This is a genomic window from Streptomyces sp. NPDC001709, assembly GCF_053596375.1.
In genome coordinates, this window is record NZ_JBSFGB010000008.1 from 12240 (window position 1) to 29581 (window position 17342).

Consider the following 17342-nt stretch of genomic DNA (forward strand, 5'->3'; position numbering starts at 1 on the left):
CCTCATGCCGGGTCGGTTCCGCACGCGCGCCGGCCCATCGCCTCGTCGCGGACGCGGGCGCAGCTGCGGCTGATCAGCCGGGAGACGTGCATCTGGGAGATGCCCAGCCGGTCGGCGATGCGGCTCTGGGTCATGTCCTCGAAGAACCGCATGTAGAGGATGGCCCGCTCCCGCTCGGGCAGCCGGCGCAGCCCTTCCTTGGCGGCCTCGCGGTCGACGACGACGTCGTAGGAGGTGTCCGCCGCGCCGAGGGTGTCGGCGAGGCTGTAGCCGTCGTCCCCGGTGGACAGTTCGGCGTCCAGCGAGAGGGTGCTGAAGCTGTCCAGGGCCTCCCTCCCCGTGCCAACCTCCTCCTCGGTGAGGCCGGTGTGGGCGGCCATGGCGGCGGCGGTGGGTTCGGGGCTGCCGGGGAGCTGGGTGAGTTCACGGCGGGCCACGCGTACCCGGTTGCGCAGTTCCTGCACCCGGCGCGGCACCCTGAGCGCCCACATCCGGTCCCGGAAGTGCCGCTTGATCTCACCGGTGATGGTCGGCACGGCGTAGCTCTCGAAGGCCCCGCGGGACGGGTCGAACCGGTCGACGGCCTTCACCAGTCCGAGCGCGGCCACCTGCCGCAGGTCCTCCACGGACTCGCCGCGGTCGCGGAAGCGGCCGGCGATCCGGTGGGCCATGGGCAGCCAGGCCGCGACGAGTTCGTCGCGTACGGCGTCCCGCTCGGGGCCGCCGTCCAGCGCCGCCAGCCGTGTGAACAGCCCCGCCGTGTCGGGGGCGTCGTCATGGGGCCGCCGCGCCGGTGCGGCGGCGGAGTGCGTGCCGGATGTGCCGGGAGGGCTTGTCGACATATCGGTCAGCATGCGGAATCGCTCCTGAACGTGGTGTCGGGGCAAGCGCCGGAACGGAGGTTCCGGTGCCCTGCCCGAACGGTGGTGTCAGGGTTCGCCGCGGGTGGTCAGCCCGGTCCGCCGGGAGGGGGACCCAGGCAGTCGTACGGTTCCCGCCGGGCGCGCGCCTCCGGTCCGAAGCACGGGTTTCCGCCTGCCCCTCGGTCCGGGGAACAAACACCGCACGGGCGGAAGTTCGCGGGGATTCAGCGCAGTGGTACGACGGCCGTGATGCACTTGCCCCCGCAGGGCAGCTCCGCGACCCGCACGTCCCGCGCCAGCCGGCACACGATGGGCCAGCCGCGACCGCCGACCCGGGTGTGGCCGCACTCGTCGACGGGCGGGGCGGCCACCGGCAGCGCGTCGCTGCGGTCGCTCACCGACACCCGTACACCGCCGGAGTCGACGTCGACGTCGAAACCGGTGATGCCGCCGCCGTGCAGGATGGCGTTGGTGGTGAGTTCCGAGGTGACCAGCAGGGCGTCCTCCATGGCCTCGGCACCACAGGGGATGGCGCGGGCCCTGCACCGTTCGGCCACCACGCGCTGTACGGTTCTGCGGGCGTCGGCGGGCCGGCACGGCAGTCGGCGGCATGGTTCCCGCAGCGTTGCGGAGGAGCTGGTCCGGTGCTTCTCGCGCATCCTTTCCTCCCTGAGCGCCGCCCGGATTGCTCTGCTCCCTTTCGGCTGACCGCTCCTGGCGCCCTCAAACACTGCCGGTACCCCTGTCATCACCGCGGACCTCCCGGGTACCCGGCGGGTATGACCGATGTCGTGGACGCGGATGAGTTGTTGCGGCGCATCCGGCGCGGCCTGGAGCGCGCGGCCAGGGAGGAACAGGCCTGGCGGGAGCGCGCGGAGAGCCTGGCGGCGACGGATCCGGACGGCGCGCGGGAGGCGGCGGTCCGGGCGCGGGCGTTCGAGGCGGTGCTGCGGGTGCTGGAGGAGATCGTCTGCCCGGGCAGGCCGCCGGCCCCGGCGGAAGGCGTGAAACAGGTCACGTGACCCGCTTCTGGTTACCGAAACGCCTCACAGATGGTTTATCGTTCATACATACGTGGTGCCCGAGGTGACCGGAACCGTCCTTCCTCCCTCCGCCGCGCCACCGCATACGGCCCTGGCTGGCTTCCCCCGTCCAGCCAGGGCTTTTTGCTGCCCGGATGCGGCCGTGGACCGGGATACGGCGAGGAAATCCGCGTCCTTCGAGGTGCCCGAAGGGGCGGCAGCGGCTGAAATGGGCATAGCGACAGCACCCGAACCGCCGCCGGCGAGGAGCACCGCGCCATGACCAAAGCGATAAAACTGCTGACCGCCCTGCCCCAGGCGCAGCGCGAGCGCCTGATGGAACTGGCCGAGGAGGTCGGGTTCCCGGAGGACACCCGCATCTTCGAGGCGGGCGGTACCGCCGACCGGTTCTGGGTGATCCGTTCGGGCGCGGTCCATCTGGACACGCAGGTCACCTCCCGGCAGCGGGTGACGGTGGCCACGCTGGGCGCGGGCGACATGCTCGGCTGGTCCTGGCTGTTCCCGCCGTACCAGTGGGACTTCGGCGCGGTGGCCTTCAGCAACGTACGGGCCTACGAGTTCGACGGGCCCTCCGTGCTCGCGCTGTGCGTGGAGGATCCGCTGCTCGGGCTCTCGCTGGTGCGGACGGTGGCCGAGATCCTCGCCCACCGTCTGGAGACGACCCGGGGCAAGCTGATGGACCAGTACTCGATCCAGCGGCGCACCGGCCTGCTGTAGTTCAGATCCGGTAACGGCGCAGCGCCGGTACGGAAGCGGCCAGCGCGAGCATCACGACGACGACCAGAAGGCCGCCGCCCGCCACGGCGGCGCGCGGGCCGAACGCCGAGCCGCCCGTGCCGTGCAGCACATCGGCCAGGCGCGGACCGCCCACGACGACCACCGTGAAGACGCCCTGCATCCGGCCGCGCATCTCGTCGGTCGCCGCCGACAGCAGGATCGCGCCGCGGAACACCATCGAGACCATGTCGGCGACGCCGGCCACGGCGAGGAAGGCCAGGGCCACCCACAGGTTGCCGCTCAGCCCGAACCCGGCGATGGCCGCGCCCCAGCCGACGACCGCCCCGATGACCATCCAGCCGTGCCGGCGGGCCCGGGAGAACACCCCGGAGAACAGGCCGCCGAGCACCGCGCCGACCGGGATGCCGGCGAAGAGCACACCGAGCGCGAGACCCTCGCCGTAGGAGTGGTAGGTCTGCGCGGCCAGCTGCGGGAACAGGGCTCGGGGCATGCCGAGGACCATGGCGACGATGTCGGCCAGGAAGGACAGCAGCAGCACCTTGTGCCGGGATATGTAGCGGAACCCGGCGGCTATCTCGCGCACCCCGGCCCGGCGGGCTGCCTCGCCGAGCGGCGGCAGTGCGGGCAGCTGGAAGACGGCCCACACGGTCACGCAGAGCGCCAGGGCGTCGACCAGGTACAGCTCGGGCAGCCCGATGACCGGGATCAGCACACCGGCGAGCAGCGGGCCCGCCACCAGGCCGGTCTGCATGACCGTGGAGCCGAGCGCGTTGGCGGCGGGCAGTTGCCCGGCGGGGACCAGCCGGGCGATGGAGGCGTTGCGGGCCGGGGAATTGAGCCCGAAGAACGCCTGCTGGAGCGCGAGCAGCACCATCAGCACGCCGACCGAGTCCAGCCCGGAGACGGCCTGCGCCCAGAACAGCAGCGAGGTCACCGCGATGCCGGAGTTGGTGACCAGCAACAGCTTGCGGCGGTCGACGGTGTCGGCGACCGCGCCGCCCCAGAGCGCGAACACCACCATGGGCAGGAGGCCGGCCAGGCTGGCGTAGCCGACCCATGCCGAGGAGTGCGTGATGTCGTAGATCTGCTTGGGCACGGCGACGGCGGTGAGCTGGCTGCCGACGGCGGTGACGATGGTCGACGACCACAGGCGCCGGTAGGCGGGGATGCTCAGGGGACGGGTGTCCATCGCCCAGCGGCGCCAGCCGCGGCGCGGCGGGGCCGCCGGGCCGGTCGCGGAGTCGGGTTCGGTGGTGCTGCTCTCGCTCGTGTCCACGGGTGTCCTGTTGCCGATAGAGGTTGCTCGCTACATCTTTTCGATTTGAGAGCCTAACTATCTCAGCAACCCCTGTGCACGCCCAACGGATTCGCTCAGGATCCGGCGATGAGCATGGCCCCCAGCGCCAGCATGGTGACGGCGACCAGACCGTCCAGGACCCGCCAGGCCGCCGGCCGGGCCAGGAATCGGCCGAGCAGCCGGGCGCCGAAGCCGAGCGCGGCGAACCAGCACAGGCTGGCGAGCGCGGCGCCGAGCCCGAAGGTCCAGCGCAGCGCGCCCCGGTCGGCGGCGAGGGAGCCGAGCAGGAACACGGTGTCCAGGTAGACATGCGGATTGAGCCAGGTCAGCGCCAGACAGGTGAGCACCGCCCGGCGCCGGGAGCCCGCGGCCTCCCCCTCGGTGCTCAGCCCGGCCGTGCCCGGCCTGAGCACCCGGCGGGCGGCGAGGGCGCCGTAGCAGAGCAGGAAGGCACCGCCGACGATCCCGACCGCCCGGACCGCGCCCGGCCAGGCCACCACGACGGCCCCGACCCCGCCCACGCCGAGCGCGATGAGCACCGCGTCGGACAGGGCGCAGATGCCCACCACGGCGAGGACCGCGTCGCGGCGCACCCCCTGGCGCAGGACGAAGGCGTTCTGGGCGCCGATGGCGATGATCAGGGAGAGGCCGCTGCCGAATCCTGCGGCAGCGGCGGTCAGGGCGTGGTTCATGCCGTAGACGCTAGGAACACCACTCCGCGCCAGTCCAGCTAAAGATTCTTACGTATCCTTAGCTCCTGTGATGACGGAACTTCCCCTGGAGCAGGTGCGGACGCTGCTCGCCGTGGTGGACGAGGGCACCTTCGACGCCGCCGCGGCCGCGTTGCATGTGACGCCGTCGGCGGTCAGCCAGCGGGTCAAGGCGCTGGAACAGCGCACCGGCCGGGTACTGCTGCAGCGCACCAAACCGGTGCGGCCCACGGAGTCGGGCGCGGTGCTGGTGCGCTACGCCCGGCAGCTCGCCCGGCTGGAACGGGACGCCCGGGGCGAGCTGGGGCTGAGCGGTGCCGGGGAGCCGACGCGGGTGTCGGTGGCGGTGAACGCGGACTCGCTGGCGACCTGGTTCCTGCCGGCGCTGACCCGGGTGGCGGGCCTCTGCTTCGAACTGCACCGGGAGGACGAGGGGCACACCATCGCCCTGCTGCGCGAGGGCCTGGTGATGGCGGCGGTGACCACCGCGTCCGATCCGGTGCCGGGCTGCGCCGTCCGGACGCTCGGGCGGATGCGTTATCTCCCGGTCGCCGCACCGCAGTTCAGCGAGACCCACCTGCGCCGGCGGCCGCTGCGGGAGGCCCTGCCCGAGGCCCCCGTCGTGTTCTTCGACCGCAAGGACGACTTCCAGGACGCCTTCGCACGCCGGCTGGGCCGCAGCTCGGCCGGCCCGCTCCGGCACCTCGTGCCCACCTCGGAGGGTTTCCTGGACGCGGTCGCCGCGGGGCTCGGCTGGGGCATGGTGCCGGAGGTGCAGGCGGACCCGCTGCTGTCGGCGGGCCGGCTGGTGCTCCTCGCGCCCGGGGAGTGGATGGACATCACGCTGTACTGGCAGCAGTGGCGGCTCGACTCCCCCGCGCTGGCGGCGCTGGCCGAGGCGGTGACGGCGACGGCGGCCGAGGCGCTGCGCCGCTGACGGTCACGTCACGGTTTATCCGTTTCGCACCCTCGCAAGTGCCATGCGGAGTACGGTGGTCGGGCGGTGGCGCGGTGGACGGCGGTTCCGCTCCGGTCCTCGCCCCGACTCCGCGCCGCCGGTGCCCGGTCGGGCAGGGGTGTCCGCGGCCTGGTGGCCCATCCGCCCTGTTGCCCCGGCCTGTTGAGCGTGTACGGCTCGCTCCGGGCCGCCCGCGCGCCCGTGTCCGGATCGCGGCGGTCGCGCGTTCCCCTGCCGGATACGCCGTTTCGCACCGCTCCCACCGGTCACCCGAATCCGCGTACGCATTCGAGAGGCACGGACGACTTCGATCCGAATCCAGGAGACTTCGATGGACAACTGGCGCGAGCATGCCGCGTGCCGTTACGAGGACCCCGACCTGTTCTTCCCCATCGGCACCACCGGTCCTGCGCAGGTGCAGACCCAGCGGGCCAAGGCGGTCTGCGGGCACTGCCCCGTCCGGGAACCGTGCCTGGACTGGGCGCTGGGGACGGGCCAGGGCATCGGCATCTGGGGCGGGACGACCGAGCTGGAGCGCCGCGCCCTATACCGCCGTGTCCGCTCCCGGCAGCGCTCCGGCCGGCCCTGACACCGAGGCCCCCGGGCGTCACAGAGGTTCGGTCCGGCAGGCCGGGTCAGGGGTCGTCCGCGGGTGGGCCGGCCGCGGGCAGCCGCAGGGTGAAGACCGCGCCCTCGCCGGGCTCGCTCGCGGCGTCGGCCGTGCCGCCGTGGGCGGCGACCAGGTGGCGGACGATCGGCAGGCCCAGGCCGCTGCCGCCGGTGCGCCGGCTGCGGGACTTCTCGGCGCGCCAGAACCGGTCGAAGACATGCGGCACGTCCTCGGGGGCGATGCCCGTGCCGATGTCGGTGACGGTGAGGACGACGTCGGCGCCGTCCCGGCGGGCGGCGAGCGTGACCGTGCCGTCGGCCGGGGTGTGCCGCAGGGCGTTGGAGACGAGGTTGCCGAGGGCCTGCCGCATGCGCACCGGGTCGGCGTCCAGCCAGGCGGCGGCGTCGGCCTCGGTGCGCAGGGCGACCCCGGCGGCAGCGGCGGCGACCCGGTGGGCGGCGGCGACCTGGTCCAGCAGATCGGCGGCGCGCAGCGGCTCGCGGTGCAGCCGCAGCGTGCCGGCGTCGGCGGCGGCGAGGTCCTGCAGGTCGTCGATGATCCGCTGCAGCACGAGCGCCTCCTCGTGCAACGAGTCCAGCAGCGGCGGGTCGGGCTCTACGACTCCGTCGCGGACCACCTCCAGCCAACCGCGGATGTTGGTGAGCGGGCTGCGCAGCTCGTGCGCGATGTCGCTGACCATCGCCTTGCGCTGGGCCTCCAGGCGTTCGCGGCGCTCGGTCAGGTCGTTGAAGGCCTCCGCGAGGATGCCGGTCTCGTCCCGGGTGGTCACCGGGACCCGTACGTGCAGTTCGGGCGGCGCCCCGGCGGCCTCGGTCAGCGCGCGCAACGGCCGTACGAGCCGGACCGCGACGACGGCGGTCACGGCGACGGTGACCGCGAGGACCAGTCCGGCCGCGCCGATCACCTTGGCCTTGTTGGCCGGGGACATGTCGAAGCGGGAGGGGTTCTGGTCGCCGATGCCGAGGAACAGGTCGGCCACCGGGGTGACGTAAGGCTCTAGCTGGGTACGCCGGGCGGTAAGAATGCAGCGCTGGGCGGCCCGCGCCATGGCCCCCTTGCCCGCCTTGGCGTACTTGGCGACGAGGTAGCCGCCCCCGAAGGGGTCCTTGCCGCTGGGGTCGAAGGTGAGGAACAGCTGCCCGCCCAGGTCCAGGCCGGACTGTTTCAGGCAGGGCCTGGCGAGGTCGGTGAGGTCGGCCAGGGCCTTGCCTTCCGTCGGGGTGGGCGTGTTGAGCCTTCCGTCCTCGCACACCGCCGCGCCGAAGCCACCGGGATCGGTGCCGTCCGGGGTGGTGACGACGGGCCGCCCGCTCGCCGTACGCAGGAGGCTCGTCTGGAGGCCGTAGCGCTCGTAGCACTGTGTGCGCCTGGCGGCCAGCGCGTCCAGTTGCGCGCGCTCCTTCGCCGGCAGCCGGTAGGGACCGACCACGCGCGGGTCGATGCCGCTGAGCTGGGCTCCGGTCTCGCTGTAGGTGTCGGTGCGCAACGGGTCGACGGTGGCGGCGGGCCGGGGCGGCAGCGGGGTGCCGCGGGGCGCGGAGTCGGCGACGAGGGTGCGGTCGGTGGTGGTGAGCGCGATCCGGCGTCCTGTCTCGGCCGCCAGCTGACGGACGGTGTGCCGGACGTCCCTCCAGTCGGAGTGGGTGGCGGCGTACCCGCTGAGCCGGGCCAGGATCCTGTTGTCGGCGGCGAGGTCCTGGCCCTGCTCCTCCTTCAGGGCGCTGGTCGTCGTCGTGACCGCGAGCCAGGCGGTGGCCGCCACCGAACAGACGGCGATCAGGGCGGAGACGAACAGCAGCCGGACGAGCAGCCGTTTGCGCAACGGGATCCGGCGCTTCACAAACACCTCCCGCTCACCCCGGCGCCCCCGCCCTGACCGGCATCCGGCGGACGGCGGCGTTGCAGTGGGGGGCGAGCGGCGCGGCCGCAGCCGCAGACGGCGAGAAGGGGACGCGGCGGGTGGTGTCCGCCCGCAGCGGCCGGCGAAATCGCCGCGCGCCCCACGGCATACAGGGCGCCGGACCGAGGACGGACACCACCCGGCGCGGCACCGACTCACACACCACGGCAGGCGCGACACCAGCCCCCACGCACCTGCACGGGCCGCCGCAGGCACTCCGCACCGCCGGACGCACAGGGCGCCGGCACGCCCCGCGAGCCGCCGCAAGCACCCGCCCCGCCCCCACCCCCGACACCCGACGCGCCACGAACGCCACGCACCCCACCCCCGACTCCCGACGCCCCACGGGCACCACCCACCCCACCCCAGCCCCCCGGCGTCTCACGGGCGGGCGCCGCTCAGTTTGTAGCCGACGCCGAACACGGTCAGCAGCCGGACCGGGCGGCGCGGGTCGGGTTCGATCTTGCGGCGGAGGTTCATGATGTGCACGTCGACGGCCCGCTCGGTGGAGGCCCGGTCGAAGCCGCGGGTGCACTGCAACAGCTGCCGCCGGGTGAACACCCGTTCCGGCTCGGCGGCCATGGCCAGCAGGATCTGGAACTCGGCTGGCGTGCAGTCCACGGCCACGCCGTCGCAGCGCACCTCGTGCCGTTCGGGGTCGACGCCGATCCCGGCGGCCCGTACCACGGGGTCGGCGTCCCGGGGGCCGCTCCCGCGCCCGCTGCGCCGTAGCACCGTGCGGATGCGGGCCATCAGCTCGCGCGGGCTGTACGGCTTGGTCATGTAGTCGTCGGCGCCCAGTTCGAGCCCGAGCAGCAGATCGTCCTCGGCGGAGCGGGCGGTGAGCATGACCACCGGGATGTCCGGGGCGTCGCCGCCGCGCAGCGCCCGGCACACGCCGAAGCCGTCGACGACCGGCAGCATCAGGTCCAGGACGACCAGGTCGGGCCTGAGCCGGCGGGCGGCGTCCAGCGCGGCGGCGCCGTCGTGCACCACCGTGGCGGTGTGTCCCTCGGCCAGCAGGGAACGGCGGATCAGTTCGGCCTGCTTCTCGTCGTCCTCGGCGACCAGTACATGTGCGCACACGAGTTCGGATCCTAGGCGGCTCAGCCGGCCGACCGGTCGGCGTACCCCATCATGGTGTCGACCCTGGCCGACACTTGTGTGGAACCGGTCAGGGTTCAGGCCCTGTTCGGCTTGCCCTTCGCGTACAGCCAGGTGTGGAACAGGGTGTCCAGCCGCTTCCCCGAGATCCGCTCGGCGAGCCGCTCGAACTGTGCCGTCGTGCCATGGCCGCCGCGTTGTCCGGCCGCCCAGGAACGCAGGATCCGGAAGAAGGCCCGGTCACCGACGGCCTTGCGCAGTTCGTGCAGGGTCATGGCGCCGCGGACGTAGACGGGTGTGTCGAAGATGCTCTTGCCGCTGCCCGGGTCACCGGGCGGGAAGGACCACAGGTGGTCGCCCGCCGGGCGGGCGTAGAGGGCGTTGAAGGTCTTCTGGGCGCTGTCGCCGCCATGCTGTTCGGCATACAGCCACTCGGTGTAGGTGGCGAAGCCCTCGTTGAGCCAGATGTCCTTCCAGGAGGTCAGCGAGACGGAGTCGCCGAACCACTGGTGGGCGTTCTCGTGGACGAGGGTGCTCAGGTCGGGCGCGGAGTCGTAGAGCGGCCGGGTCTGGGTCTCCAGGGCGTAGCCGGCGTCCGGGGCGTGGTCGACGATCGACCCGGCGGAGCGGAAGGGGTACGGCCCGAACAGCTTGCTCTCCCACTCGAGGACGGACGGCAGCCGCTTCAGCACCGGGGCGGCCGCGCTCGCCTCGCGCGGGTCGACGGCGTTGTACACCTGTATGCCGTCGTGGGTGGTGAACTGCTCGACCTTGAACTTTCCGACGGTCGCGGTGGCCAGGTAGGAAGCCATCGGCTGGGTCTCGCGCCAGTGGAAGGTCGTACGGCCGTGTGTGGTCCGCTGTCCGAGGAGAACACCGTTGGCGACGGCCGTGCGCCCCTGCGGGACGGTGATGGTGAAGTCGTACGACGCCTTGTCCTTGGGGTGGTTGTTCGCCGGGAACCAGGTCATCGCGCCCTGCGGTTCGCCCGCGACGAAGGCGCCGTCGTCGGTGGGGATCCAGCCGTCCGCGCTGCCGTCGGGGTCGGTGACCGGCTTCGGGGTGCCGTTGTAGGCGACGGTGACCCGGAAGTCCCGGCCGGTGCGCAGGGTGTGGCGCGAGCTGACGACGAGTTCCTGGCCGACGCGCCGGAAGACCGCGGGCGCGCCGTCGACGGTGACTCCGGTGACCTTCAGGCCCTTGAGGTCGAGGTCGAAGCGGCCGAGGTTCTGGGTGGCGCGGGCGGTGAGCACGGCCTTGCCGTCGAGGTGCCGGGAGGAGGGGTCGTAACGGAGCGTCAGGTCGTAGTGCCGGACGTGGTAGCCGCCGTTGCCGCTGAGCGGGAAGTAGGGGTCGCCCACGCCGGGCGCGCCGGTCGCGTCCGCCGCCGTGGGTCCGGCGGCGCCGATCAGTGCCGCCACGGCGACGGGGACGGTGGCGAGGACCGTCTCGCGGCGCAGGCCGGCGGTGCGGCGCCGGGCGGGCTGTCTGCGGGGTGGCGTCACGGGCGCTCCTCGGCAGGTGGCTGGTGATCGTCTGGCCGACAGACTAGGCGCGGGAGTGTCAGGGACTCCCCCACGTTCAGGTCAAGTCTCGCCGCGTCGCCGCCCGGGGAGGCCGGGCGCACGGAAGTACGCTCACAGAACCGTCCACCGTCCTGTGAGGGAGAAACGACCATGAGCGTGCGTGTGCGCCGGATCTACGAACCGCCCGAGCCCGACGACGGCCTGCGGGTGCTGGTCGACCGGCTGTGGCCGCGCGGCCTCGCCAAGGACGAGGCGCACGTCGACCAGTGGCCCAAGGCGCTCACGCCCTCCACCGAGCTGCGCAAGTGGTACCACGGCGGCGGCGCGTACGAGGAGTTCCGCCGCCGCTACGAGGCGGAACTCGACGCCGCCGAGGCCGCCGAACCGCTCGACGGCCTCAGGAAGGCGGTCCGCAAGGGCCCGGTGACCCTGTTGACGTCGTCCAAGACGCCCGAGGAGAGCCACGCCCAGGTGCTCGCGGAGCTGCTGACGGGCTGACCGTCAGCCCGTGTGCTGGGCGGCGTGCCGGCCCGCGGCCCGCCCGGAGAACAGGCAGCCGCCGAGGAACGTGCCCTCCAGCGCGTTGTAGCCGTGCACACCGCCGCCGCCGAAGCCGGCCACCTCGCCCGCCGCGTACAGCCCCTCGATCGGCGTGCCGTCCGCGGCCAGGGCGCGCGAGTCGAGGTCGGTCTGGATGCCGCCGAGGGTCTTGCGGGTCAGTACGTGCAGCCGGACGCCGATGAGCGGGCCCGCGGCCGGGTCGAGGAGGCGGTGCGGCGTGGCCACCCGGCCGAGACGGTCGCCGATGTAGCGGCGGGCGTTGTGGATGCCCTGGACCTGCGAGTCCTTGCTGTAGGGGTTGGCGATCTGCAGGTCGCGGGCCTCGATCTGGTGGCGCACCTCGGCCGCGTCCAGCAGCGGCTTGTCGGTCAGCGCGTTCATCTTGCCGACCAGCTGCTCCAGGTTGCCCGCGGTCACGAAGTCCGCGCCCTTGTCGACGAAGGCCTGCACCGGTGCGGGCGCGCCCTTGCCGAGCAGCCGGTCGCGCAGCACCGCCTTGCGGTCCTTGGCGGCGATGTCGGGGTTCTGCTCGGAGCCGGAGAGCGCGAACTCCTTCTCGATGATCTTCCGGGTGAGGATGAACCAGGAGTGGTCGTATCCGGCGATGTCCTCGGTGGTGCGCAGGTACTTGAGGGTGCCCAGGGTGTCGTAGCCCGGCAGGCAGGGGTCGGGCAGGCGGCGGCCGAGGGCGTCCAGCCAGATGGAGGACGGGCCGGGCAGGATGCGGATGCCGTGGCCGGGCCAGATCGGGTCCCAGTTCCGCAGGCCCTCGGTGTAGTGCCACATGCGGTCCCGGTTGACCAGCCGGACGCCCGCCTCGGCGCTGATGTCGAGCATCCGGCCGTCGACGTAGGCCGGGACGCCGGTGACCATCTCGGCCGGCGGGGTGCCGAGCCGGGCGGGCCAGTGGCGGCGGACGATGTCGTGGGCGGCGCCGATGCCGCCGGTGGTGACGACGACCGCCTGGGCGGTGAGCGCGAAGTCGCCGATAGGGTCGCGGTTGGAGGCGACGCCGCGCGGTGAGCGGTCCTCGGCCAGGACGGTGCCGCGCACCCCGCGTGCCGTGCCGTTCTCGATGACCAGCTCGTCGACCCGGTGGCGGTGGTAGAAGGTGAGCAGCCCGTCCCGGGCGGCCTGGCGGGCGTACTTCACGAAGGGTTCGACCACGCCGGTGCCGGTGCCCCAGGCGATGTGGAAGCGGGGTACGGAGTTGCCGTGACCGCACGCCCTGAGGTCGCCGCGCTCGGCCCAGCCGACGGTCGGCAGCAGCTCGATGCCGTGCCCCTTGAGCCAGGACCGCTTCTCACCGGCCGCGAACTCGACATAGGCGCGGGCCCAGCGCACCGCCCAGGAGTCCTCGTCGTCGAGCCGGTCGAACCGGGCGCTGCCCCGCCAGTCGTTCCAGGCGAGGTCGAAGGAGTCCTTGATGCCGAGGCGGCGCTGTTCCGGGGAGCCGACGAGGAAGAGTCCACCGAAGGACCAGAAGGCCTGTCCGCCGAGGTTGGCGGCGTTCTCCTGGTCGACCAGGGCCACCCGGCGGCCCTGTCGGTTGAGTTCGTGCGCCGCGACCAGGCCGGCGAGGCCGGCTCCGACGACGATGACGTCCGCGTCCATGGCGTCCGTTTCCTTCCCTCTGCGACTCATAGGGGCGTGCCGCTGCCGTCCGTCAGCAGGGCGGTGAGCAGTTGCTTGAGCCAGGTGCGGGCCGCGTCGACGTCCTTGTCCAGCAGCAGTTGGGTGGTGACGCCGTCGTAGGCCGCGACCACCGCGCGTGCGGCGCCCTCGACATCGCCGAGCACGGCCGGCAGTTCGGTGTGGCCGCGGGCCCTCAGCAGCCGGTCGGCGATCGCCTCCCGGAGCCGGGCGCGGTGCTCGAGGAGGACCCGGGCGACCTCCGGATCGCGGGCCGCGTGCACCAGGAAGTCGGTCTTGACCAGCAGCCAGTCCACGTCGAGCAGCAGCACCTCGGTGACCCGGTCCACGGAGGCCTGCACGTCGAGTCCGGGCCCGTCCCGGCCGAGCGCCTCGGCCACCTGGCCCGCGATGAGGTCGGCGCGCTCCTGGTACAGGGCGAAGAACAGCTCGTCCAGGGTGGCGAAGTTCGAGTAGAAGGCGCCCCTGCTGTAGCCGGCGGCCTCGCAGACCTCCTCGATGGAGACGCGGCCGAACCCCTTGGCGGCGAACACCGCGAAGGCGGCGTCGAGCAGGTTGGCCCGTGTCCGAGCCCGCCGCTTGGTGACCCGCCGCTCCGCTTCCTGCGCCATCATCGCCGCGACCTCCCGTTCGATACGGGAATGTATCCGATACATCGATGTATCAAAAGCCCTCGACCACCCCGACCACCCTGACCACCCCGACCATGGGAACGTATTTTCGATTAAGGAGTACGCTGGGCCCATGTCCACGCATCTCCAGGGCTCCCTGTTCGACCAGACCGACGAGCTGCGGCTCGGCTCGCTCGACGGGCTGCGCCGGACCGAGCTGGGCGCCGGCGCCTGGATCGACGTACTGCCGGGCTGGCTGAGCGGGGCCGACGCGCTGTTCGAGGCGCTCGCGGCGGACGTGCCGTGGCGCGCGGAGCGCCGCACGATGTACGACAACGTGGTGGCCGTACCGCGCCTGCTGGCCTTCTACTCGGCGCACGACCCGCTCCCCCATCCGGTGCTGGACGAGGCCCGGGACGCCCTGTCCCGGAACTACGCCGAGGAGCTGGGCGAGCCGTTCACGACCGCCGGGCTGTGCTTCTACCGCGACGGCCGGGACAGCGTGGCCTGGCACGGGGACCGGATCGGGCGGGGCGCACGCGAGGACACGATGGTCGCGATCCTCTCCGTCGGCGCCCCGCGTGACCTGGTGCTGCGTCCGGTCGGCGGAGGCGGTGCGGCGCTGCGGCGGCCGCTCGGGCACGGCGACCTGATCGTGATGGGCGGCTCCTGCCAGCGCACCTGGGAGCACTGCGTACCGAAGACCGCCCGGGCCGCGGGGCCGCGCATCAGCATCCAGTTCCGGCCCCACGGGGTGCGGTGACGCGACCCGCCGGTGCGGTGCAGCGGCGCATCTGGTTGGCTGTCCCCGACGGTCAGCCGCACAGGGCTCGGGGAGATCATGCGGGCAGAGGTACACCAAGTCGCCGACGGCACCTATCTGGTGCACGGCAACCACGTCAACTGGGTCATCCTCAAGGACGGTGACGCCGTCACTCTCGTGGACACCGGCTACCCCGGGGACCGGGAGGGGGTCCTGGAGTCCCTGGCCGCCGTCGGCAGTTCACCGGAGGCGGTCGCCGCCGTACTGATCACCCACGCGCACAACGACCACCTGGGCTCGGCGGAGTACCTGCGCGCCACCCACGGCACCCCCGTCTATCTGCACCCGGCCGAAGTGCCGCATGCGCGGCGGGAGTTCCTGCAGCAGGCCACCATCGGGGACGTGGTGCGCAACGCCTGGCGGCCCGGTGTCGTGCCGTGGGCGATGCATGTGATCCGGGTCGGCGGCACCGACCACAACCCCGTCACCGCGCCCGAGCCCTTCCCGGCCGAGGGCCCGCTGGACCTGCCCGGCCGCCCCGTCCCCGTGCACACCCCCGGTCACACGGACGGCCACTGCGTCTACCACCTCCCCGGGGCGGGCATCGTGATCTCCGGCGACGCGCTGGTCAGCGGGCACGCGACCTCGCGGGTCAAGGGCCCGCAGATACTGCTCGACTTCTTCCACCACGAGCGCGCCCGGGTCCTGGCCTCCCTGGACGTGATCGGCGCGCTGGACGGCGACACCCTGCTGCCGGGCCACGGGCCGGTGCACCGGGGTTCGGTGCGCGCGGCGACCGAGCAGGCCCGGGAGCGGGCCTCCTAGAACACCGGGGCGGGGCCGTAGGGTTCGTGCCATGGCCTTGCAGATCAGTGCCACGAACCCGGAGCACCCCGCCCTCCTACTCGCGCTGCCCTGGGACGTGCCCCTGGAGGAGTGGCCGGACGAGTACCTCGTGCCGCTCCCGCGGGGCATCTCCCGGCATGTCGTGCGGTACGCGCACGCCGGTGACGAGGTGATCGCCGTCAAGGAACTGGCGGAGCGGCCCGCGCTGCGCGAGTACGGGCTGCTGCGCGACCTCGACCGGCTCGGCATCCCCGCGGTCGACCCGCTCGCGGTGGTCACCGGCCGCACCGACCGTTCCGGCGCCCCGCTGGAGCCGGTCCTGGTCACCCGGCATCTGCGCGGCTCGATGCCGTACCGCTCGATGTTCGAGACGACCATGCGCCCGGCGACCATGCACCGGCTGATGGACGCCCTCGCCGTGCTGCTGGTGCGCCTGCATCTGACCGGGTTCGCCTGGGGCGACTGCTCGCTGTCCAACACCCTCTTCCGGCGGGACGCGGGCGCCTACGCCGCCTATCTGGTCGACGCCGAGACCGGCGAGCTGCACCCGCGGCTGAGCCCCGGGCAGCGGGACTACGACCTGGACCTGGCCCGGGTGAACATCAGCGGCGAGCTGCTGGACCTGGAGGCGTCCGGCGCGCTGCACCCGTCCGTCGACCCGGTGGAGTTCGGGCACGAGATCTGCACCCGGTACCAGGGCCTGTGGCAGGAGCTGACCCGCACCTCGGTGTACCCGGCGGGCAAGTACCACTACATCGAACGCCGCATCCGCCGCCTGAACGAACTCGGCTTCGACGTGGCCGAGATGCAGATCGAGCACTCCGCGGGCGGCGACAGCGTCACCTTCGTGCCGAAGGTCGTCGACGCCGGCCACCACCAGCGTCAGCTGCTGCGGCTGACCGGCCTGGACACCGAGGAGAACCAGGCGCGGCGGCTGCTGAGCGACCTGGAGAGCTGGATGACCACCCAGGACGACTACGCCCCGGGCGACCCCCTCGCCGCCCGCCCCGAGGTGCTGGCCCACCGCTGGGTGCGGGACGTGTTCCGGCCCACCGTGCGGGCCGTGCCGCTCGAGCTGCGCGGCTCCATGGACCCGGCCGAGATCTACCACCAGCTCCTCGAACACCGCTGGTACCTGTCCGAGCACGCGCAGCACGACATCGGCCTCGGCACCGCCGTCAAGGACTACATCGAGAACGTCCTGCCCACGGCGCGCGCCGCCCTGGGGCCGGCCGACCGCGAGTAACTCACTCGTGCGGGACCACGGCGACCGGGCAGTCGGCGTGGTGCAGCACCCCGTGCGCGACCGAGCCGATCCGGGCGCCCACGGCCGTACGGTGGGACCGGCGCCCGACGACCATCAGCTGGGCCCGGCCGGCCACCGACAGCAGCACCTGGCCCGCGCTGCCCATCTCGACATGCTCGGCCACGGGCACGTCCGGGAACCGCTCCCGCCACGGGCTGAGCGCCTCGGTCAGCGCCTCCTTCTCGTAGGGTTCGAGGCCGCCCGCGTCGTCGAGGAGCTTGAGCGAGCCGGGGCTGTAGGCGAAGACCGGCGGCAGGGTCCATGCCCGCACGGCCCGAACGGTCGCGCCGCGGGCCGCCGCCGCCTCGAAGGCGAACCGCAGCGTGGCCGCGCTGTCCTCGGCATCGCCGTGCTGGCCCACGACGACGTCCCGCCCCGCCGCCTCCGCCGTCGGCTGGTCCCCGGCGCGCACCAGGACCACCGGCCGAGCCGCCTCGGCGATCACCTGCCGGCCGACCGAGCCCAGCAGGAACCCGATCACGGGCCCGTGCCCGCGTGAGCCCAGCACCAGCATCTCGGCCTCGGCCGCCGTGCGGGCCAGCGCGTGCACGGGGTCGCCCTCGACGACGTCGACGCCGACCTCCAGCCCCGGGTGCCGCTCGGAGACGGCGCGCACGGCCTCCGCCACGCCCTCCGACACCCATCCGTGCTGGGTGTCCCGGTCGGCGGTGGCGAGCGACTCGGCATAGCGCCAGGCGTGCACCACGCGCAGCGGCAGCCCGCGGCGTACGGCCTCCCGGCCGGCCCAGGCCAGCGCGGCCAGGCTCTCCTCCGTACCGTCCACCCCTGCCGTGATCGGGCGTGTCATGCGTGGGCCTCCTCGTCGCCGCTC

The 17342-nt window shown here is 73.0% G+C and carries 18 protein-coding genes; 8 read left to right on the top strand and 10 right to left on the bottom strand.

The features are described from left to right. Nucleotides 1-2: 2 nt before the first annotated feature. Entirely contained in the window at nt 3-854 is an 852-nt protein-coding gene (locus tag ACWC0C_RS14360; protein WP_450864094.1) for a SigB/SigF/SigG family RNA polymerase sigma factor, read from the bottom strand. 233 nt (nt 855-1087) lie between these two features. Beyond that, nucleotides 1088-1522 carry an ATP-binding protein gene (locus ACWC0C_RS14365; protein ID WP_450864096.1) on the bottom strand — a complete coding sequence of 145 codons (435 nt, stop codon included), beginning with the start codon at nt 1520-1522 and terminating at the stop codon, nt 1088-1090. Between the two features lie 120 nt (nt 1523-1642). Here ACWC0C_RS14365 and ACWC0C_RS14370 point away from each other — a divergent pair, with 120 nt between their 5' ends. Together ACWC0C_RS14370 and ACWC0C_RS14375 are read left to right on the top strand one after the other, a co-directional pair. After that, nucleotides 1643-1885, top strand: coding sequence for a hypothetical protein (locus tag ACWC0C_RS14370; RefSeq protein WP_450864098.1), 243 nt, complete (start codon nt 1643-1645; stop codon nt 1883-1885). 279 nt (nt 1886-2164) lie between these two features. Further along, entirely contained in the window at nt 2165-2623 is a 459-nt protein-coding gene (locus tag ACWC0C_RS14375) for a cyclic nucleotide-binding domain-containing protein (protein WP_449197007.1), read from the top strand. Between the two features lies 1 nt (nt 2624). On the opposite strand, the gene ACWC0C_RS14380 is transcribed toward ACWC0C_RS14375, so the two are convergent. Both ACWC0C_RS14380 and ACWC0C_RS14385 read right to left on the bottom strand, forming a co-directional pair. After that, nucleotides 2625-3920, bottom strand: a complete 1296-nt coding sequence (locus ACWC0C_RS14380) for an MFS transporter (RefSeq protein ID WP_450864100.1) — start codon at nt 3918-3920, stop codon at nt 2625-2627. Between the two features lie 95 nt (nt 3921-4015). Next, on the bottom strand, nt 4016-4633 hold the full coding sequence (locus ACWC0C_RS14385) for a LysE/ArgO family amino acid transporter (protein ID WP_449197009.1): 618 nt from the start codon (nt 4631-4633) through the stop codon (nt 4016-4018). A gap of 67 nt (nt 4634-4700) precedes the next feature. Between ACWC0C_RS14385 and ACWC0C_RS14390 the strand changes: the two genes are divergently transcribed. Further along, the gene (locus ACWC0C_RS14390) at nt 4701-5588 is read left to right on the top strand and encodes a LysR family transcriptional regulator ArgP (protein WP_450864102.1); all 888 of its coding nucleotides are present in this window, start codon (nt 4701-4703) and stop codon (nt 5586-5588) included. A 352-nt stretch (nt 5589-5940) separates the two neighbouring features. Then, a complete protein-coding gene (locus ACWC0C_RS14395) occupies nt 5941-6198 on the top strand; it encodes a WhiB family transcriptional regulator (protein WP_449197011.1) in 258 nt (85 codons plus the stop codon). Nucleotides 6199-6244: 46 nt separating this feature from the next. On the opposite strand, the gene ACWC0C_RS14400 is transcribed toward ACWC0C_RS14395, so the two are convergent. The 3 genes from ACWC0C_RS14400 to ACWC0C_RS14410 all read right to left on the bottom strand — a co-directional run bounded on the left by ACWC0C_RS14400 (nt 6245) and on the right by ACWC0C_RS14410 (nt 10749). Beyond that, entirely contained in the window at nt 6245-8080 is a 1836-nt protein-coding gene (locus ACWC0C_RS14400; RefSeq protein WP_450864104.1) for a sensor histidine kinase, read from the bottom strand. A gap of 441 nt (nt 8081-8521) precedes the next feature. After that, the gene (locus ACWC0C_RS14405; protein WP_449197013.1) at nt 8522-9226 is read right to left on the bottom strand and encodes a response regulator transcription factor; all 705 of its coding nucleotides are present in this window, start codon (nt 9224-9226) and stop codon (nt 8522-8524) included. A gap of 95 nt (nt 9227-9321) precedes the next feature. Then, complete coding sequence (locus ACWC0C_RS14410) at nt 9322-10749, bottom strand: M1 family metallopeptidase (RefSeq protein WP_450864106.1); 1428 nt, start codon at nt 10747-10749, stop codon at nt 9322-9324. Nucleotides 10750-10920: 171 nt separating this feature from the next. On the opposite strand from ACWC0C_RS14410, the gene ACWC0C_RS14415 reads away from it, so the two are divergent. Further along, the gene (locus ACWC0C_RS14415; RefSeq protein ID WP_449197015.1) at nt 10921-11268 is read left to right on the top strand and encodes a DUF488 domain-containing protein; all 348 of its coding nucleotides are present in this window, start codon (nt 10921-10923) and stop codon (nt 11266-11268) included. A gap of 3 nt (nt 11269-11271) precedes the next feature. On the opposite strand, the gene ACWC0C_RS14420 is transcribed toward ACWC0C_RS14415, so the two are convergent. Together ACWC0C_RS14420 and ACWC0C_RS14425 are read right to left on the bottom strand one after the other, a co-directional pair. Beyond that, nucleotides 11272-12945 carry an FAD-binding dehydrogenase gene (locus ACWC0C_RS14420; protein ID WP_450864109.1) on the bottom strand — a complete coding sequence of 558 codons (1674 nt, stop codon included), beginning with the start codon at nt 12943-12945 and terminating at the stop codon, nt 11272-11274. Nucleotides 12946-12971: 26 nt separating this feature from the next. Further along, nucleotides 12972-13598: a TetR/AcrR family transcriptional regulator gene (locus ACWC0C_RS14425; protein ID WP_450864508.1), complete on the bottom strand. Its 627-nt coding sequence runs from the start codon at nt 13596-13598 to the stop codon at nt 12972-12974. A 130-nt stretch (nt 13599-13728) separates the two neighbouring features. On the opposite strand from ACWC0C_RS14425, the gene ACWC0C_RS14430 reads away from it, so the two are divergent. The 3 genes from ACWC0C_RS14430 (at nt 13729) to ACWC0C_RS14440 (ending at nt 16450) form a co-directional block, all read left to right on the top strand. Then, nucleotides 13729-14358: an alpha-ketoglutarate-dependent dioxygenase AlkB gene (locus ACWC0C_RS14430; RefSeq protein WP_450864111.1), complete on the top strand. Its 630-nt coding sequence runs from the start codon at nt 13729-13731 to the stop codon at nt 14356-14358. Between the two features lie 78 nt (nt 14359-14436). Then, on the top strand, nt 14437-15183 hold the full coding sequence (locus tag ACWC0C_RS14435; RefSeq protein ID WP_450864113.1) for an MBL fold metallo-hydrolase: 747 nt from the start codon (nt 14437-14439) through the stop codon (nt 15181-15183). Between the two features lie 31 nt (nt 15184-15214). Further along, nucleotides 15215-16450 carry a DUF4032 domain-containing protein gene (locus ACWC0C_RS14440; protein ID WP_450864115.1) on the top strand — a complete coding sequence of 412 codons (1236 nt, stop codon included), beginning with the start codon at nt 15215-15217 and terminating at the stop codon, nt 16448-16450. A 1-nt stretch (nt 16451) separates the two neighbouring features. On the opposite strand, the gene ACWC0C_RS14445 is transcribed toward ACWC0C_RS14440, so the two are convergent. Continuing rightward, nucleotides 16452-17318, bottom strand: a complete 867-nt coding sequence (locus tag ACWC0C_RS14445) for a universal stress protein (protein ID WP_450864117.1) — start codon at nt 17316-17318, stop codon at nt 16452-16454. Nucleotides 17319-17342 lie beyond the last annotated feature (24 nt).

Bases quoted from the DNA above. Each gene is read 5' to 3' on its own strand.
- ACWC0C_RS14440 (WP_450864115.1), top strand. From the start codon at position 15,215: ATGGCCTTGCAGATCAGTGCCACGAACCCGGAGCACCCCGCCCTCCTA.
- ACWC0C_RS14365 (WP_450864096.1), bottom strand. From the start codon at position 1,522: ATGCGCGAGAAGCACCGGACCAGCTCCTCCGCAACGCTGCGGGAACCA.
- ACWC0C_RS14445 (WP_450864117.1), bottom strand. From the start codon at position 17,318: ATGACACGCCCGATCACGGCAGGGGTGGACGGTACGGAGGAGAGCCTG.
- ACWC0C_RS14425 (WP_450864508.1), bottom strand. From the start codon at position 13,598: ATGATGGCGCAGGAAGCGGAGCGGCGGGTCACCAAGCGGCGGGCTCGG.
- ACWC0C_RS14385 (WP_449197009.1), bottom strand. From the start codon at position 4,633: ATGAACCACGCCCTGACCGCCGCTGCCGCAGGATTCGGCAGCGGCCTC.
- ACWC0C_RS14435 (WP_450864113.1), top strand. From the start codon at position 14,437: ATGCGGGCAGAGGTACACCAAGTCGCCGACGGCACCTATCTGGTGCAC.
- ACWC0C_RS14420 (WP_450864109.1), bottom strand. From the start codon at position 12,945: ATGGACGCGGACGTCATCGTCGTCGGAGCCGGCCTCGCCGGCCTGGTC.
- ACWC0C_RS14395 (WP_449197011.1), top strand. From the start codon at position 5,941: ATGGACAACTGGCGCGAGCATGCCGCGTGCCGTTACGAGGACCCCGAC.
- ACWC0C_RS14430 (WP_450864111.1), top strand. From the start codon at position 13,729: ATGTCCACGCATCTCCAGGGCTCCCTGTTCGACCAGACCGACGAGCTG.
- ACWC0C_RS14415 (WP_449197015.1), top strand. From the start codon at position 10,921: ATGAGCGTGCGTGTGCGCCGGATCTACGAACCGCCCGAGCCCGACGAC.
- ACWC0C_RS14360 (WP_450864094.1), bottom strand. From the start codon at position 854: ATGCTGACCGATATGTCGACAAGCCCTCCCGGCACATCCGGCACGCAC.
- ACWC0C_RS14375 (WP_449197007.1), top strand. From the start codon at position 2,165: ATGACCAAAGCGATAAAACTGCTGACCGCCCTGCCCCAGGCGCAGCGC.
- ACWC0C_RS14370 (WP_450864098.1), top strand. From the start codon at position 1,643: ATGACCGATGTCGTGGACGCGGATGAGTTGTTGCGGCGCATCCGGCGC.